Origin of the sequence: Methanoculleus chikugoensis (genome assembly GCF_019669965.1) — an archaeon.
Taxonomy (GTDB): Archaea; Halobacteriota; Methanomicrobia; order Methanomicrobiales; family Methanoculleaceae; genus Methanoculleus; species Methanoculleus chikugoensis.
Window position 1 is genome coordinate 1370399 of sequence record NZ_AP019781.1, and the last position, 16931, is coordinate 1387329.

General features: G+C 64.9%; 18 protein-coding genes. 11 read left to right on the forward strand and 7 right to left on the reverse strand.

The window, feature by feature from the left end; all coding sequences use genetic code 11:
- The 4 genes from MchiMG62_RS06975 to MchiMG62_RS06990 all read left to right on the forward strand — a co-directional run bounded on the left by MchiMG62_RS06975 (window position 1) and on the right by MchiMG62_RS06990 (window position 6268).
- On the forward strand, window positions 1–1068 hold the full coding sequence (locus MchiMG62_RS06975) for an MFS transporter (protein WP_221056345.1): 1068 nt from the start codon (window positions 1–3) through the stop codon (window positions 1066–1068).
- A gap of 37 nt (window positions 1069–1105) precedes the next feature.
- On the forward strand, window positions 1106–2536 hold the full coding sequence (locus MchiMG62_RS06980) for an aldehyde dehydrogenase family protein (protein WP_221056346.1): 1431 nt from the start codon (window positions 1106–1108) through the stop codon (window positions 2534–2536).
- A 232-nt stretch (window positions 2537–2768) separates the two neighbouring features.
- The gene (locus MchiMG62_RS06985; RefSeq protein WP_244987606.1) at window positions 2769–3428 is read left to right on the forward strand and encodes a fasciclin domain-containing protein; all 660 of its coding nucleotides are present in this window, start codon (window positions 2769–2771) and stop codon (window positions 3426–3428) included.
- Between the two features lie 434 nt (window positions 3429–3862).
- Window positions 3863–6268: a fasciclin domain-containing protein gene (locus MchiMG62_RS06990; protein ID WP_221056348.1), complete on the forward strand. Its 2406-nt coding sequence runs from the start codon at window positions 3863–3865 to the stop codon at window positions 6266–6268.
- 90 nt (window positions 6269–6358) lie between these two features.
- Here MchiMG62_RS06990 and MchiMG62_RS06995 read toward each other — a convergent pair whose 3' ends face one another.
- Genes MchiMG62_RS06995 through MchiMG62_RS07015 form a run of 5 tightly spaced genes read right to left on the reverse strand, consistent with a single transcriptional unit; the run spans window position 6359 to window position 8960 of the window.
- Window positions 6359–6634, reverse strand: a complete 276-nt coding sequence (locus MchiMG62_RS06995) for an NAC family transcription factor (protein WP_221056349.1) — start codon at window positions 6632–6634, stop codon at window positions 6359–6361.
- Between the two features lie 4 nt (window positions 6635–6638).
- The gene (locus MchiMG62_RS07000; protein WP_221056350.1) at window positions 6639–6974 is read right to left on the reverse strand and encodes a cupin domain-containing protein; all 336 of its coding nucleotides are present in this window, start codon (window positions 6972–6974) and stop codon (window positions 6639–6641) included.
- Between the two features lie 50 nt (window positions 6975–7024).
- Window positions 7025–7798, reverse strand: a complete 774-nt coding sequence (locus MchiMG62_RS07005) for a 4Fe-4S binding protein (RefSeq protein ID WP_221056351.1) — start codon at window positions 7796–7798, stop codon at window positions 7025–7027.
- A gap of 16 nt (window positions 7799–7814) precedes the next feature.
- Complete coding sequence (locus MchiMG62_RS07010) at window positions 7815–8153, reverse strand: cupin domain-containing protein (protein WP_221056352.1); 339 nt, start codon at window positions 8151–8153, stop codon at window positions 7815–7817.
- A gap of 30 nt (window positions 8154–8183) precedes the next feature.
- Entirely contained in the window at window positions 8184–8960 is a 777-nt protein-coding gene (locus MchiMG62_RS07015) for a DUF2115 domain-containing protein (protein WP_244987607.1), read from the reverse strand.
- Between the two features lie 76 nt (window positions 8961–9036).
- On the opposite strand from MchiMG62_RS07015, the gene MchiMG62_RS07020 reads away from it, so the two are divergent.
- Complete coding sequence (locus MchiMG62_RS07020; RefSeq protein WP_221056353.1) at window positions 9037–9894, forward strand: TrmB family transcriptional regulator; 858 nt, start codon at window positions 9037–9039, stop codon at window positions 9892–9894.
- Here MchiMG62_RS07020 and cooS read toward each other — a convergent pair.
- On the reverse strand, window positions 9891–11801 hold the full coding sequence (gene cooS, locus MchiMG62_RS07025; protein ID WP_221056354.1) for an anaerobic carbon-monoxide dehydrogenase catalytic subunit: 1911 nt from the start codon (window positions 11799–11801) through the stop codon (window positions 9891–9893). The two genes, MchiMG62_RS07020 and cooS, sit on opposite strands and share 4 nt — an antisense overlap.
- Before the next feature lie 46 nt (window positions 11802–11847).
- Window positions 11848–12192 (reverse strand): DUF488 domain-containing protein, encoded by a 345-nt coding sequence (locus MchiMG62_RS07030; protein ID WP_221056355.1) that lies wholly within the window; start codon window positions 12190–12192, stop codon window positions 11848–11850.
- 153 nt (window positions 12193–12345) lie between these two features.
- Between MchiMG62_RS07030 and MchiMG62_RS07035 the strand changes: the two genes are divergently transcribed.
- From MchiMG62_RS07035 to MchiMG62_RS07060, 6 genes are all read left to right on the forward strand, one after another.
- A complete protein-coding gene (locus MchiMG62_RS07035) occupies window positions 12346–13125 on the forward strand; it encodes a cupredoxin domain-containing protein (protein ID WP_221056356.1) in 780 nt (259 codons plus the stop codon).
- A 229-nt stretch (window positions 13126–13354) separates the two neighbouring features.
- Entirely contained in the window at window positions 13355–13690 is a 336-nt protein-coding gene (locus MchiMG62_RS07040; RefSeq protein ID WP_221056357.1) for a hypothetical protein, read from the forward strand.
- Window positions 13690–14781 (forward strand): radical SAM/SPASM domain-containing protein, encoded by a 1092-nt coding sequence (locus MchiMG62_RS07045; protein WP_244987608.1) that lies wholly within the window; start codon window positions 13690–13692, stop codon window positions 14779–14781. The genes MchiMG62_RS07040 and MchiMG62_RS07045 overlap by 1 nt, the downstream gene beginning before the upstream one ends.
- A complete protein-coding gene (gene ahbA, locus MchiMG62_RS07050) occupies window positions 14774–15268 on the forward strand; it encodes a siroheme decarboxylase subunit alpha (RefSeq protein ID WP_221056358.1) in 495 nt (164 codons plus the stop codon). The genes MchiMG62_RS07045 and ahbA overlap by 8 nt, the downstream gene beginning before the upstream one ends.
- Window positions 15265–15753 carry a siroheme decarboxylase subunit beta gene (ahbB, locus tag MchiMG62_RS07055; protein ID WP_221056359.1) on the forward strand — a complete coding sequence of 163 codons (489 nt, stop codon included), beginning with the start codon at window positions 15265–15267 and terminating at the stop codon, window positions 15751–15753. The genes ahbA and ahbB overlap by 4 nt, the downstream gene beginning before the upstream one ends.
- The gene (locus tag MchiMG62_RS07060; protein ID WP_221056360.1) at window positions 15750–16904 is read left to right on the forward strand and encodes a radical SAM/SPASM domain-containing protein; all 1155 of its coding nucleotides are present in this window, start codon (window positions 15750–15752) and stop codon (window positions 16902–16904) included. The genes ahbB and MchiMG62_RS07060 overlap by 4 nt, the downstream gene beginning before the upstream one ends.
- The last annotated feature ends 27 nt before the right edge of the window (window positions 16905–16931 follow it).

Below are 16931 nucleotides of genomic sequence, written 5' to 3' on the forward strand. Positions count from 1 at the left end.
ATGCTGCAGAAACTCCCCGTCCTCCTCGGGATATTCGTGGTGATGGCGCTCTCGAACGCCGTCGTCCCGGTGCTTCCCGATTTTGCCGAGGGGGCGGCGCTGCAGGGCGTGGTCTACTCTGCATACTTTTTAGGCGCGTTTCTCACGGTGCTGCCGGGGGGGATTGCGAGCGACCGGATTGGCAGCGTCCCCCTCATCCGCACCGGGCTTCTCCTGACTCTTGCAAGCGGCGTCTGTATCCTGCTCTTCCCTTCAGGCCTGCCGCTCCTCGTCTTCCGGGTGGTCGAGGGAATCGGTGCCGGGCTCTTTCTCTCGGCGGCGCTCGCGTGGGCGAACTCGCACCCGTCGTCCGGGCAGCTCAGCGGTTACGTCATGGCGGCCCTGAACCTCGGTCTGGTCGTGGGGCTTCTCGCGGCGGGCTGGCTCGATGCTGTCCTCGACTCCCATCTTGCGGGGATCGCCCTCTTTACGGTGCTTGCCGTCCCCGCGGCCGTAATGGGGTTCGCCGTCCGGGAGAGCGAGCGCGTGGGCTTTGCGAAAGCGGATCTCGCAGGGGTCGTGCGGAACTACTTCTGGCTCTTTGCCGCGGCGGTCGTTCTGGTGGGGATGACCGGGGCGGTGGCGGCCATCTATCCCGGGTATACCGGGAACAACCCGTCGGTGCTTGCCCTGCAGCTGGCGACGATCAACATCGCGACCGTCGTTGCCGTTCTCGTCGCCCCCCGGATCAACTTCCGTCCTGTTCCTACCATCCGGGCCGCCGCGATCCTGATGGGGGCGGCGGTTCTGGCGAGTTACGGTACGCCGTACGCGTTCCCCGTCATCGGGGCGCTCTCGGGCGTGATCATCGTCGCGACGCTCGCGTTCCTCGCGGAGACGAGGATCGAGCAGGGCGTGATGACCGGGCTCTTCAACACCGCATCCTACGCCGGGTTCACCTTCCTCTCCGCCGTTGCCGGGCTGGTCGCCGGAAATGTCGGGTTCCTGGCTGCATTCCTCCTGATGGCCGGAATGGCGGCGGCGGTGGCCGTCCCCATCGGCAGGTGCCGGTGCGAGTACCGCGGGTGACGGAGCGCATATTACCCCCCCGGTCATAGAATCACCCATGAAGATGCTCATCAACGGCGAACGGCGCGATTCGATCTCCGGCAGGATCTTTCCGGTGCACAACCCCGCAACAGGCGACGTGGTCGGTGAAGCGCCGCTCGGGGGCGCGGATGATGTCGTATCCGCGATCGAGGCCGCCGGGGAGGCATTTCCCGATTGGGCCGCGAAAAGCCCGAGGGACCGGGCGAAGATCCTCTTCTTCGCCGCAGGGGAGGTCCGGCGCAGGAATACCGACCTTGCGGCGCTCCTGACCGCCGAACAGGGCAAACCCATCCGCGAGGCGGTCGACGAGATCAACGGGTTCGCAAACATCCTCGAGTACTACCACGGCATCTCGGCGGTGCCGCGGGGCGAGTTCGCGAACCTCAAAGGCTACGGCCGCACCACCGTCCGGAGACGGCCGCTCGGCATCTGCGGCGCGATCATCCCCTGGAACATGCCGGCGATCATCATGGGCTGGAAGATCGGGGCGGCTCTCGCGGCGGGGAACACGGTGGTCTTAAAACCTGCCCGGACCGCGCCGTTGACCTGCATGAGGCTCGCGGAGATCCTCGGGGAGGCAGGTCTCCCGCCCGGTGTCCTCAACGTCGTCACCGGGCCGGGGGAGACGGTCGGCCGGGAGATCGCGAGAAACCCGGCTATCCGGAAGGTCTCGTTCACCGGGGAGGTCGAGACGGGGAGGCAGGTCGCTCTCGACGCCGCCCCGGCCTTAAAGCGGCTGACGCTGGAACTCGGGGGGAGCGATCCGATGATCGTCTGCGACGACGCCGATATCGGGAAGGCAGTCGAAGGGGTCATCAGAGGACGGTACTACAACTGCGGCCAGGTCTGCACGGCGGTCAAACGGCTCTACGTTGACGAGTCGATCGCAGACGAGTTCATCCGGCGCCTCACCGCGAGGGTCGAGGCGATCGCGGTCGGGAACGGCATGGACCGCGGCGTCGAGATGGGGCCGCTGAACAACCGGGCGGGGCTTCTCCGGGTCGCCGGCCTGGTGGAGGCCGTCCGGGAACGGGGCGAGGGAGAGATCGTCGCGGGCGGACGGGCTCCTTCCGGGGAGAACTACGACCGGGGCCTCTTCTTCCTGCCGACGCTCATCGCCGGTGTGCCGCACGACTCCGTCCTCTTCTCGGAGGAGGTCTTCGGCCCGGTGCTGCCGGTGGCGACCGTCTCGGGGTTCGATGAGGCGCTGACCCTGGCGAACAACTCCCGGTACGGGCTCGGGGCATCGGTATGGACCCGGAGCGCCGACGTGATCGCCCGGGCGACGGAAGAACTCGATGCGGGGATCGTCTGGGTCAACCAGCACCTGCGGATCCCGCCGGAGGTGCCGTTCGGGGGGACGAAGGAGAGCGGTATCGGCAGGGAGAACGGCAGCCGGGCGCTCGAGGAGTACATGGAGGAGCAGGCGGTCCTCATGCGGCTGTAGGCCTGAAAACCCCAACCCGATAATTATAACAAAACCTTTATAATGTGGTACGTATCCTTCCCCCCTCTCCCCAGGGGGGAATGGTAGTATGAGACGATGGACAATGCTATGCGTATGTATTCTCGTCCTTCTGACGATGCCGTTTGCTGTGACGGCGGCGGTGGTGGGATACGGGAATGCAACGCAGACACCCGGGAATGATACCGGGCAGATGGGCAATCAGACTGCTAATATGACAATCGCCGCCTATATCGGCCAGGACCAGAATCTGACGAGACTGACGAAAGCGGTCAATGCGGCCGGGCTCTACGACACCCTCAACTCCGGGGGACCCTACACGCTCTTTGCTCCGAGCAATGATGCGTTCAACGCGCTCGGCAACGAGACCGTGGGGAAGCTCCTCAACGATACCACCAACCTGACCACGGTTCTCCAGTACCATGTTGTCGAAGGGAAGTACACCTCGGCGGACCTCATGAGGATGGCCAGTAACCAGACCGGCAACCAGACGGGAAACCAGACCGGGAACCAGACCGGAAATCAGACTGGAGGCGGAATTCTCGATATCTTCAGCGGGCTCCTTGGCATGGGGAGTAAGACCGAGAACATGACGACGCTTACGACGCTCGCCGGTGAGAACCTGAACGTCACCGTCGTCGACGGCAAGGTCATGGTTGAGAACGCCACCGTCACCATGGCGGACATCAACACGACGAACGGCGTGATCCACGTTATCGACCGGGTGCTGGTGCCTGCAAGCGTGAACCTGACGACGGAGAACCAGACCGCGATGCAGACCACGACGATGCCGACCGGGACGGTGGTCACCACGACACCGACCGGGACAGCGGCCGTGGTGAATCAGACCATGCTGATGGGCAGCGCGCAGTGAGGTGAAGTTACCGGGGCGGAGAACGGTAAGCACCGATACCGGCCCCCCGGCACCGTCCGGACGGCTATCAGGCCTGTTCCGGACCGTAACACCCTTTTGCATTTTCACGGATGAGAGCGCCGCCGGCGTTTTGCTGATTTCTTCCGCCGGAGAGGAGGGTCGGCCTGGCCTTCCACCGAGGATCTATTCTCACGGTGGATATGGGGAGATATGGCCTTTATTCGCCTTATTTGAGATCTCAGAATTATTATCGCAATATTTTTATATAACATTGAATATTCCCCTGCCTGCAAGGGGGGATATGTGTGAAGCAACATTTACTGCTCGGTTTCTGCCTCGTTCTTCTCCTGTCACTCACTGCCGCAACTACGGCAGTCCTGATTGGAGGAGGGCCTGTCGAACTGAGCCCTGATGAGTCTGTGAACATTACGCCTGTGAACAGTACCGAATCGTATGCGGTACCACAAGCGACCGTGCTTGGAGCACTCGATGAGGCCTCGATTCTTGGAGATTTTAAGTACCTGGTCGCCAAAGACCTGCCTCCGGAAGAGGGGAATCTCAGCATTCTAGCGATTGCAGGGATTGAGAACAAGATCGTGAACGGGACTCCGAACAACTGGACGTTCTGGGTGAACGATGAGGCGGGCACGACAGGACCCGCGGTGACGAACGTGACCGACGGGGACAATCTAACCTTCTCCTACGGGCCTCCGGATCACACCTTAGAGAATGCCACGTATACGTTGACAATTGACGTGACCGTTCTTGGGGCGGTTGTGACGCCGACTCCGACCGGGAACGTGACTCCGACACCGACCGGGAACGTCACCCCGACACCGACCGGGAACGTCACCCCGACACCGACCGGGAACGTCACCCCGACACCGACCGGGAACGTCACCCCGACACCGACCGGGAACGTCACCCCGACACCGACCGGGAACGTGACGCCGCCCACTGAAGCGAACGTCACCATCATCGAGCCCATGGAGGGTGCCAACGTCACTGCCGGGAACGTCACGGTGAGCGTGAACGTGACGAACTTCACGCTGGTGGAGCCGACCGGGCAGCCGAACGCGCCGGGCGAGGGCCACCTGCACTACTACCTGGACGCCCCGGTGCCGACGAACGCGAGTGAACCCGCCATCCCGCCGACCGGCGGCTACGTCATCTCGACGAACCTCACCCACACCTGGGAGAACGTGACGGCGGGTGCGCACAACCTCTCGGTCCAGCTGGTCAACAACGATCACACCCCGCTCATCCCGCTGGTTGCCGATACGGTCAACGTGACGGCCACTGGAGGAGTTAATGTTACTCCGACTCCGACGGTGAACGTTACGCCGACACCGACGATGAACGTTACTCCGACTCCGACGGTGAACGTTACTCCGACTCCGACGGTGAACGTTACTCCGACTCCGACGGTGAACGTTACTCCGACTCCGACGGTGAACGTTACTCCGACTCCGACGGTGAACGTTACTCCGACACCGACGGTGAACGTTACTCCGACTCCGACGGTGAACGTCACGCCGACACCGACGCCGGCAGTGAATGTGACCGCTCAGATCGCTACGAAACTCTCCGGCGAGGAGAACCTGACGACGTTCGTCACCGTCATCAACAATTCGACGATCGACCAGAGGCTTCAGCAGAACGTGACGTATGTCATATGCGCCCCGACCAATGAGGCATTCGCCGGCCTGGGCAACCAGACGCTCTCGGCGATTCTGAACGACACCACGCTCCTGAACAACATCATTGATTACCACACCATCCAGGGGAACTACACGATCGAAGATCTCGTGAAACTCTGCCGGAATTCGACCGACGGCCAGATATCCCTGCCGACCGTTGAGGGAACGAACGTGAACGTCTCGATCACCGACGATGGTCGACTGATCATCAACAACAACGTCGTCGTGCGCCAGATTCAGATCACGAACAACATCACCGTTTACGTGATCGATGGTGTCCTGATCCCACCGGGCACCACGATCCCGACCCCAACCCCGACGGTGAACGTTACTCCGACACCGACGGTGAACGTCACGCCGACACCGACGGTGAACGTCACGCCGACACCGACGGTGAACGTTACCCCGACACCGACGGTGAACGTTACCCCGACTCCGACGGTGAACGTTACTCCGACACCGACGGTGAACGTTACCCCGACACCGACGGTGAACGTTACTCCGACTCCGACGGTGAACGTTACTCCGACTCCGACGGTGAACGTCACGCCGACTCCGACGGTGAACGTTACTCCGACTCCGACGGTGAACGTTACTCCGACTCCGACGGTGAACGTCACGCCGACTCCGGGGAAGACCGTGGATCTCGAGCTGTATGAGGGCTGGAACTTTGTCTCTATCCCGAAACCGCTCTCTGCGGGCAACAACACCGTGGCAGCAGTCTTCGGCGATGTCGACATGGGCGGAAGGTCGGTCTACACCTTTGCCCCGGCGACCGGCTTCACTCCGGTGGGTGAGAACGAGACGCTGAAGGTCCTTGAGGGATACTGGGTCTACTCGGCCGAGAATCTGACCCTGAAGCTGAACCTCAGCACCAACCCGATGAGAGCTCCTGCAACAAAGACGCTCAGTCCGGGATGGAACGCCATCGGCTACTCCGATCTGACCCCGCATTCTGCGGATGAGACGCTCAGGTCGGTGGAAAACGTCTGGGTCTACGTCGTCGGCTACAATGCGGATGACCAGACTTACCGGCCGGTGATCGTCAACAACCAGACCGACGATCAAGGACTCTCCCCGACCGAGGGCTACTGGCTGTTCGTGCGCGAAGATGGCAGGCTGGCTGCCATCAGCGCCTGACCTTTTTTTGGCGGCTCACGGGACGGAGCCTGTTGAAAAAAGCAACTTCCTGAGGGGTGCGGCGCCGGAGACCGTTCCGGTGCCGACCGCTCACTCCTGCGTTCCCTTGTACTCCTGCATCAGGGCATCGCCGTACGCCGCTTTCTTCTTCGTCGGGATGTAGTTGAACTCGCTCGCCCACTTGAGAAGTTCGTCGCGGATGGCGGCGTCGTTTTCGAGATGCAGATCCCGCACACCGGCGACGATGAATTCGAGCTGGTTGATGCCGGTCTCCTTTCCGTCCACGAGGACCGTCTTGATCTTGATCGCGTCCGGCCGGACCCCACCGCAGATAGTGCAGTAGTCGCCCTCTTTCTCGTTTGTCATACCCTCACTCCCGAATCATCGTAAGCGACATCTTGAACCGGGTTATGGCCGAGAGGGCGTGGGGGACGTTGGCCGGGAAGATGATCGTCTCCCCCTCTTTCATCTGGAACGTCTCGCCCGCGACCCAGACCTCGCACTCTCCGTCGAGGATCGTCACGGTCGCGTCGTAGGGCGCGGTGTGCTCCGAGAGCCCCTCGTCTTCGTCGAACGAGAAGAGGGTGATGCTCCCCGAGGGTTTGTTGATGATCATCCTGCTCGCCACGGTCCCGTCCTGGTAGGCGACGAGGTCCGCCAGCCGGAGGACCTTCCCCTGCAACTCTGCGCGATTCTCTTTAGCCATGGTATACCAACCTCTTCTTTACTCTGATGCCCTTCGCATATGTACTCTTCTCATCTCCCCCGCCCGTATACGAGCGCCCCGTCAACCGGGCAGGCCTCCGTGCACCGGCCGCAGAGGTAGCACTCCCCGAGACGGTCGTCGGGCCTCGCCGCTCCGGTCGGGCACGCCCGTTCGCACTTCCGGCACTTTATGCAGGCGTCCGTCCGCCGGAGCCGGTAGAGGGCCCTTGACGCCGCGGGGGCGAGAAGGGCGCCGTAGGGGCAGACGTATCGGCAGAACGGCCGGTAGACGACGGCGGATATGAGGACGATCCCGAGGAAGACGAAGAACGATACGCTCATGACCGCGAGGTTGAAGAAGTCTGCGAGGCCTATGAGCCCGAGGAGGTTTATCCCGAGCCCGAGGCCGGCGGCGAGGAAGACGACGAAGATGCCGGCCCTGACCGCCACCGGGACCCGGCTCTCGGCGCTGCCGTATTTCTTCACCGGCACGAGGTGCATGACCTCCTGGACGGCGCCCGCCGGGCAGATCTGCCCGCAGATAATCCGGCCGACTACGAGGGTAAGGACGATGAAGGCAAGCGTCCCGATGAGTACCCCCGGAAGCGGCGCCCCGAGCCCCGCTGCGTCCTGGAGGACGAGGAGCTGCAACTGGTAGGGGAAGACCGGCGTAAAGACCAGGAATCCGAGGAGCACCGAGACGACGAGGAACGGCAGCGCGCGCCGCCGGGTGAACCGGCCGGAGCGCCAGAGCCAGACGAGGACGACGATGGCGAGGAGGGCGTAGATGAAGCCTACGCCTTTCGGGATAGCCTCAACAACCATTGTTTCTTACCCTTCCTCAGAGCAGTCTCGTCCCGGTCGTCGGGCGCGGGACCTTCACCACGAGCACCCGGAAGGGGCGTTCGCTCTCGTTTGCCAGGCGGTGCGGGATCTTTGCCGGGCTGTCGACCAGGTGGTCCTTGCCGACTTCCGCGCGTTCGTCGCCGATCTCGACGATCCCCGTCCCTTCGAGGACGTAGAAGAAGACGTCCACCGGGGTTATGTGCTTCTTGAGCGACTCTCCCGGCGCAAGCGTGATCACAACCGCGTTCGCGTGCTCGGTGTCGTAGACCTTCCGGGCGTCGACATGGTGCGGCGTCTCGCTGATCGGTACCTTTGCTACATCAACAATCTTCATCTCATTCATCTCCAGTCTGTCAGATCGCATTCATCCCTTATAGTTGGTCCAGTAGTTCGCCAGGCTCTCCCGCCGCCGCCGCTCATGGCGGCGGGCCCGCATCTCCGGGAAGGTCGGCTCCGTGCTCTGGACCGCCGGGCAGTAGGGGCAGAGAGCGAAAGCCACGTCGTCGGCCTTATCCCTGACCGGGCAGAGGTAGGCCCCCTCCCACTCGTCGACGATCTGCCCGCCGGGAAACGGGGTGCCGACCGGGTGGGCGGGCTCGTCCATGACAAACATCGTGAACCCGGAGAGGAGGTACTTCAGGTAGAGATACTTCGGGTCCTTCTCCCGAGCCTTCTCGGTGCAGGCCTCCGCCACCATGGCGCAGTAGGCGCCGAGCGCCGGGTCCGGGGGGTCGTCGGATCCACCGCCGTTCCGGGAGAGGAGGACCAGCCGGTGGTGCGCCCCGAAGATCTCCTCCCGGACGCTTTCGAGGAGCCGGTCGCGGTAGTCCTCCGGGAGGCCGGCAACCTTCCGCTCGAACCGGGCGTTCATCACCTCCAGGTCGTGCAGGTCAAACACCTTCATCTCGTCGACGATCACGTAGAGGAGGTCCTTCTTCGTCGCTGCCTCCTGCATCCGCCGGCACGCTCTCCTGATCGCCGCCACCGATACCGACTGCCCGTCCCCGGCCTCGCCTTCATCATCCCCGGAGAAGGGGTCGATGATGAAGGAGCAGGCGTCGCCGGGGCCGGCCCCGGACGTCTCACGGTCTTCCCGGCCGATGAGCCGCAGGATACGGTTCAGGATAGTTTCCAGCTGCATGGTCTCACCAGAGCTTGACAGGAGATCATGCGACGCGGAGAGGTTTAATCATGGTGTAACTATCATAGTAACAACTATGAACGGTCTCGTCCGGAACCTGACGACGCTCGGATTGACGGAGTACGAAGCCCGGGTCTATGCGGCCCTCGTCGGGATCGGCGAGGGGAGCGCCCGCCAGGTCCACGAAGCGAGCGGGGTTCCCCGCCCGAGGGTGTATGACATTGCCGAAGGGCTTGCCGCACGGGGTTTCATCACGGTCCGGCGGGGGAACCCCTATCTCTACATCCCGGCCGAACCCGCCGTCGTCATCCGCCACCTGAAGAGCGCGGCCGATGCCGCGGCGACGGCGGCGGTGCAGGACCTGGAGGCCCTCTCGCTTGACGCCCGGTCGAAGAACTCGCCGATCTGGTACGTGCAGGGGGAGTGGAGCATCCGGCGCCACGCGGAGTCGCTTGCCGCGGGCGTCACCCGCGACCTCGCGGTCGTCTGCCTCGACTACGGCGAGATCGGTGAGTTCGCCCGGCTGATCGCCGATGCATCGAGAGACCATCCGGTGAGCGTCCTCCTCCCGAACGGGAAGCGCGGGATCACAAAGCCGCTCGGAGACGCATCGCTCTACGCCCCGAAACCCTTCTGCACCTTCTTTCAGGAGAACGTCTTTGAGAAGGTCTACTGCGCCCCGCTCTCGGTGGACGGGGCGGCGTTTCTGCTCGAGTACATCTTCATCGCCGACGACCGGGTCTGCATGATCGTCTACCGGGAGGACGGAGTGCGTAACGCCGTCGTGATCACCCTCCCGTTCATCACCTGCGTCCAGCGGCAGTTCGTCAACAGGATGATCGCGACTGCGGAGCGGATCGAGGGGCCGGGAGGAAGCGGGGGAGGTTCTGTACCATCCCGGGTGACAGGCCAAAAAGAGGATTGTGGTGCTTAGAGCCCCAACTTCGTCCGCTTCGTCTCGATATGCGCAAGCATCCCCTCCGCTGCCTCTCTCGCGTCCGTCTCGACGTGGAGCACCCCGCCGGTGATGCCGGGGAGGTCCTCGGTGAGGAGTTTGACGAGGTCCGGCCCCCCGGTCACGGTCGGGACCGGGTTGACGTAGGTATAGACGCCGAGCGCGAGCGCGAAGAGGGCGTCGATCGTCGCCTTCTGCTCCATGTACTCCGGGGCGGCGACGGCGACCGGGAGGTCCGGGAGCGGCACCCCGCCGAGGGCGTCGGAGACCGAGAAGAGGAGGTCGGCGCACCGGCCGGTATCGGTGCAGGTTCCAAAGCCGAGGACCGGCGGCACGCCGAGCGCCGTGCAGAGGCCCTTAAGCCCCGGCCCGGCCTTCTCCTTCGCCTCCGGTGAGCAGAGCCCGGCGACCTGGAGCGCGGCGACGCCGCATCCCATCCCGAGGACCAGGATGTCGCGGGCGATCAGGTTCTCTGCGACCGCAACGGTGTGGACGTCCTGACCGGAGTCGCGCAGCGTGGTGCAGGAGACGAGCCCGACGATGCCCCGGATGGTGCCGTCCTTGATAGCACCGAGCAGCGGGTCGAGGCTCCCGCCGAGCGCCGCGACGATGCTCTCGGGAGCGAACCCGACCACCGCCTCCCGGACAGGAAGGCCGCGGATCGGTTCGATCTTCGCATGCCGCTTCTTGAAGTTCTCGATCCCCATCTGGAGGAGGGCCGCCGCCTGCTCCTTTGCCTCCTCGGGGACGTACTCGAGCCGGTCCGTCCCGCCCTCGAAGACCACGACCTCGCTGACCGGGATCAGTTTGAAGTGGTACTTCTCGGCGTAGAGGGGATCGAGCGGGAGGGAGCAGTTCATGTCGGCGGCAAAGACGTCAACCGCCCCGGTGGCGAGGACCGCCTCCTGCATGATCCAGTTCCCCGTGTAGCCGTAGAAGACGTCGTCCATCTTCCGGCGCTGGATCAGTTCCTGCCCGGTCTCGATGTTCGCGATGACCCGGAGGCCCTTTGCCCCCGCATCCTTTGCCTTCTGCTGCCACTCGCCGGTGTGGGCGAGATCGATGAGGGCGAACCCGAGGAAGGGCTCGTGGCCGTTCGGGAGGATGTTGACGTAGTCGGGGTCGAGCACCCCGAGGTCGACCCGCATGGGGTGCGGTTGCGGGATACCGTAGAGGATGTCCTGGATGTACTCGAGGACGATCTGGCTCTGGTAGGCCATCGCGACGCCGAGGCGCATCGCCCGCATGGCGTGGCTCGCGTACCACCCGTCGACGTTGGTCAGGCTGGCCGCGGTAACGACGATCGTCTCGCCCGTGATCCCGCCCGGGAAGAGCCCAAGGCGCTTCCAGACCTCTTTTCGCTCCTCTGGGGCGAGCCGCTCCACGATCCGGCTCGGCTCGTAGGTGAACCGGTGGAAGTCCTCCTCGACGAAGTCGCAGAGCCGGAGCGCGACCTCGGCGTCGCTCCCGCCGGTATCGATGCCGAGCCGTCCCGCAAACGTCCGGAGTTTCTCCGGCTCGGCGATCGAGAACGGGGTCTTTCCCTCCGCGGTCGCCCGGAGGGTCCTGACGGCCTGCTGGGCGTGGAAGTGGTAGTTCGACGCGCCCATGACGTTCCGGAGGAGCATCATCCGCATCGCCATGCCGTCGGCGTTGATCCCGCAGACGCCCCGGTGGTTTCGGCTTGCGTCCGCCCGGCAGGGACCGTTCGAGCAGAAGTCGCACCGGGCGCCCGCCTGGCAGAAGCCGCACCGCTTGTCGGGGTCTTTCCCGAAGCCCTGAGCCTCGTAGCGATCCCAGACGTTCGACATGCCGTCCTTCTTGAGCCGTTCGTAGACGGTCCGGACTGAGTCGTGGTAGGATATCCTGTCGCTCTCCATGGTCATGGGGAGTGCCCTCTCCTGAAACCATAAGTAGGTGTCGGCGCTCCGGCTACCCTCCCCCGATGTAGCGTTTCAGGGCCACGGCGTTGTTGTGCTCCTCGTCCTTTGCGGCGTAGAGGAGGGTGACGGTCCCCTCGCTCGCCTCCTGCCGGAGCCGGGCGAGTTCCTCCTCCTTCCCCTCGAGTTCGGCCCGGTAGCGCCGGAGAAACTCATCCCACTTCGCCGGGTCGTGCCCGAACCACTTCCGCAGTTCGCTCGTCGGTGCAAGGTCTTTCTCCCACCGGTCGATCTCTGCCTTCTCCTTCGAGAGGCCCCGCGGCCAGAGCCGGTCGACGAGAATCCGGATCCCGTCGTCCACCGAGGGTTCTTCATAGATCCTCTTTGTGCGCAGCATGAGACGGGGATACGGCGCCCCGTCATTTAACCCTGTCTCTCCGGGGAAACCAGGCGAACAATGAGGGTTATTCCCGTGAATCCCGGCTCTCCGGGGCGCAAGTGGCGGCCCTGCGAAAAGTATATAGCACTCGCGCCCGTCCCCCCGCCCCGCATGACTGGATTGGCGAGACTCCTGATCCTCACCCTGGTGATAGGGTGTGTGGCTCTCTTCTCCGGGGCGGTCGCCCAGGAGTATGGGGGCGGCCAGACCCCGACTGCGGCCGCGGCCGGGAACGAGACCAATGCGACAAACGTCACGATCACGTCGCCGGAGGCGAATGCCAGCGTCGCCGCCGGGAACGTCACGGTGAGCGTGAACGTCACGAACTTCACACTGGTTGCGCCGACCGGGCAGCCGAACGTGCCGGGCGAGGGCCACCTGCACTACTACCTGGATGCCGTGGTCCCGACGAACGCAAGCGCGCCTGCTATCCCCAAGACCGGCGGCTACGTCATCTCCACGAACCTCTCCCACACCTGGGAGAACGTGACGCCGGGGGCGCACAACTTCTCGGTACAGGCGGTCAACAACGACCACACCCCGCTCATCCCGCTCGTCTTTGACACGGTCAACGTCACCGTCGGCGGGAACGCAACCGGGAACGCGACGGTGGTGAACCTCACCGCGGAGAACACCGCCTTCAATACGAGCACGATCACGGTGCCTGCGGGAGCGAACGTGACCGTGCACTTCGTGAACAAGGACGACGGCATCTCCCACAACTTCGCGGTCTACGACAGCAATCTCCGTTCCAGATCCATCTTTGTGGGTGACATCATCACCGGGCCTGCCGAGACGAACTACACCTTCACGGCACCGTCCGAACCCGGGACCTACTACTTCCAGTGCGATGTTCACCCGTCGATGAACGGTAATTTTATCGTACAATGATCAGGAACAGACATTGAAGGCAAAGGGAACGGGCAACCCCGTATCCCCTTCTTCCCTTATCTCCTTGTTACAGCCGGGGCCATATGGGCCGGGCACGGTGGGAACCCCCGGGTAAGTTCATCGATACGCTGCCCGACAGCCTGTGCCTCTGCGATCAGGGGCGCATGCCGCTCTTATGCTCCCCTCCGGGATAAAGGTTAATACCCACGACGCAGAGGAGCGGCCCGGTATGGGGGGCATGGGAAAGGAGACGAAGATTGCACGGGTCCTCATCGCCATATCGGTGGTCTTCGGGCTCTTTGCCGTTGCGACACTCCTCGCTATCGTCATCGGGGGCCTGCCCGCAAGGCCCGGCATCTTCCCGGCGGGGGCGCTTCTCCTTGCCGCAGTCAAGACGGCCGGGATCGGGTTTGGGCTTGCGGCATACCGGACGATCGGCCGGGGCGATCTCGCCAGGGCCGGGAGATACGCTCTCGTTGCAGGCTTCCTCCCGCCGCTCGACCTGATCGCGCTCTTTGCCGGGCTGCTCGTCATCTTCCCGCACGGGGAGGAGGGAGCAGGGTGATGGAGAGGGGTATGAACGGCGGCAGCGGACCCCGCATCGTCTCCTGGAACGTCACGTCCCGGTGTACCCTCGCCTGCGCCCACTGCTCCATCGATGCGAGCAGAGACGGGTCTCCGGGGGACCTCGACACCGCCGCGGGGATGGCCCTGATCGACCAGATCGCCGCCGTCGGCCGGCCGATCCTGATCCTCAGCGGGGGCGAACCGCTCCTCCGCCCCGATATCTTCGATCTTGCCGGCTACGCTGCCGGGCGCGGGCTTCGGGTCGCCATGGGCACGAGCGGCGTCCTCGTCACCGACGCCGTCGCGGGCCGGATACGGGATGCCGGCATCCGGAAGGTGGCGGTCAGCATCGACTCCACGGACCCGGGGGTTCATGACGCCTTCCGGGGCGTCGATGGCGCCTGGGAGCAGGCGGTCAACGGCATCCGCGCTCTCCGGAGAGCGGGCGTCCCCGTCCAGATCAACGCCTCGATCGGCGGACCCGATGCCGGGGAGGTCGACGGGATCGTCGCGTTCGGGAAGAGTCTCGGCGTCCGCGATTACCAGTTCTTCTTCCTGGTCCCGACGGGCCGGGGAAAAGACCTTGCCGATATCCCGCCGGAGTCCTCTGAGGGAGCGATCGGGCGTATCCTCGCGCACGCCCGCGATCCGGGGCTCTCGGTTCGGCCGACCTGCGCCCCGCAGTTCGTCCGGGTGGCCGCCCGGATGGGGCTTGACCCTGCACTGTGGGGGAGGGGGTGCATCGCCGGCACCGCGTATTGCCGGATCACCCCGGCCGGGGACGTGACGCCCTGCCCGTACCTCCCCCTCCCGGTCGGGAGCGTCCGGGAGGAGGCGTTCGGGGAAATATGGCGCGGTTCCCCCATCCTTGCCGCGCTCCGCGACCCCGACCGCCTGGGAGGGAAGTGCGGGCGGTGCGGGTATCGCCGGACCTGTGGCGGGTGCCGTGCCCGGGCCTACGGTGTCAGGCGGCGGCGCGAAGATTCCTGCGGGGGAGCGGTGCGCTCCTCCGGACCGGGCGGCGATATCCTGGCGGAAGACCCCTGCTGCCCCTACGAGCCGGGGCAGGGAGAGATGAAGCATGACTGACCGGGACTTGGATACCCTTGATCGGCAACTTCTCGAAGCACTGCAGGACGACTTTCCCCTGGCCCCGCGGCCGTGGCGCGAGATCGGGGACCGCGTCGGTCTACCGGAGACCGAGGTGCTCCGGCGGGTGCGCCGGCTCGCCGACGAGGGCATCGTCCTGGCCATATCGCCGGTCCTCGAGTCGGCGCGGATCGGCCTTCCGGCCTCCACGCTCATCGGCATGCGGGTGCCGCCGGACCGGGTGGACGAGTGTGCGTCGGTCGTCAACCGGGAGCCCGGGGTCTCGCACAACTACCTCCGGGACCACGACTACAACCTCTGGTTCACGCTCGCGGCCGGCAACGATGCGGCCCTCCGCAGGACAGTGGGGGGGCTTGCGGCCCGGGCGGGCGTCTCCTCGCACGATCTCCTGGACCTGCCTTCGGTGCGGCGATTCAAGATCGGTGTCCGGTTCCGCTTCCTTCCCGACGGAGAGGAGGGGACATGAACGATCGTGACCGTGCGCTCCTGCTCAGGCTGCAGGATGGCGTCCCGCTCGTCAGCGAGCCGTATCAGGCGATCGCGGAGGACCTCGGCATGACGGAGGCGGAGGTGATTGCCCGGATCGGGACTCTCCTCTCCCGGGGCGTCGTCCGGCGGTTCGCGGTGCGGCTCGACCACCGGAAGGCCGGTATCCTGGTCAACGCGATGGTCGCGTGGCGGGTGCCGCCCGGGAACGTGGCGCGGGCGGCGGAGATCATGGCCCGGTTCCCGGAGGTGACGCACTGCTACGAGCGTGCCGTTATCCCCGGCAGGTGGGAGTACAACCTCTTTGTCGTCCTGCACGGCAGGCGTCGCGATGAGGTCGACCGCGACATCGCCCGGCTCTCTCAAGCGGCAGGCATCGACGACTACACTGTCCTCGTCAGCACCCGGGAACTGAAACGCGCGCCCCCGGGGCTCGCGCTCCTCCTGCAGGAGGCGGTCCGGTGATCCGGTTCACGCGCCTCGTGCACGGCGAAGGCCCGGTCAGCGGCCGTGCGGCATCGCAGAGCGCCCTTGCGCTTGCGGAGAGCAGGTCCGGGCCGGTGGTCTTCTGGAACGTCACCTCCCGGTGCAACCTCGCCTGCACGCACTGCTACCTCCGATCAGGGCCCGGCCGGAGGCGGGAGGACGAGCTGACGACGGACGAGGCGACGGCGCTCATCGACGACCTGGCCCGGGCAGGCGTCCCGCTCCTCCTCTTCTCCGGCGGGGAGCCGCTGGTGCGGGAGGACTTCTGGACCCTCGCGGCCCACGCTCGCCGACGCGGCCTCCCTGCGGTCCTGAGCACGAACGGGACCCTCATCACCCCGGCGGTCGCTCGAAGGCTCCGGGATGCCGGGATCGGGTATGCCGGGATATCCCTCGACGGGGCGACGGCGGCGACCCATGACGCGTTCCGGGGAGTGCCGGGGAGTTTCGACCGTTCGGTGCAGGCGCTGCAGAACTGCATCGATGCGGGCCTCCGGTGCGGCGTCCGGTTCACGGTCACGAAGAGGAACCACAACGAACTGGGCGACCTGATCGCGCTTGCCCGGTCGATCGGGGTGCACCGGTTCTGCGTCTACTGGCTCGTCCCGACCGGGCGGGGAGGGGACGTCCACGCCGACCTGCAGGTCGCGCCCGGGGAGGTGCGGGCGGTCCTCGACCGGATCTACCATGAGACACTCCGGACCGATCCCGCGACGATGGAGTTCCTGACCGTCGATGCTCCCCAGGACGGCGCCTGCCTGCTTGCGAGGCTGGAAGCCGATGCACATCCGGCATACGACCGGGTATACCGCCTCCTTACCCGCACGGCCGGGTGCAGCGCCGGGAGGCGGGTGGCGAATATCGCCCCTTCCGGGAACGTCTACCCCTGCCAATTCGCGCAGTTTGAGGAATTTTTGGCGGGCAACGTGCGGAACCGGCCGTTTGGCGAGATCTGGAACGATCCGGAGAACCCGGTGCTCGCGGCGTTCCGGGCGGACGGGACACGAACCGGAAGTCCATGCAGCACCTGCGGCCGGCGGGAGGTCTGCGGCACGGGGTGCAGGGTCCGTGCCTACATCCGGAGCGGCGATCTCAACGGCGGCGACCCGCTCTGCCTCCGGCACGGGTGAGCATACCTGGGGAATTTATAAATAGAA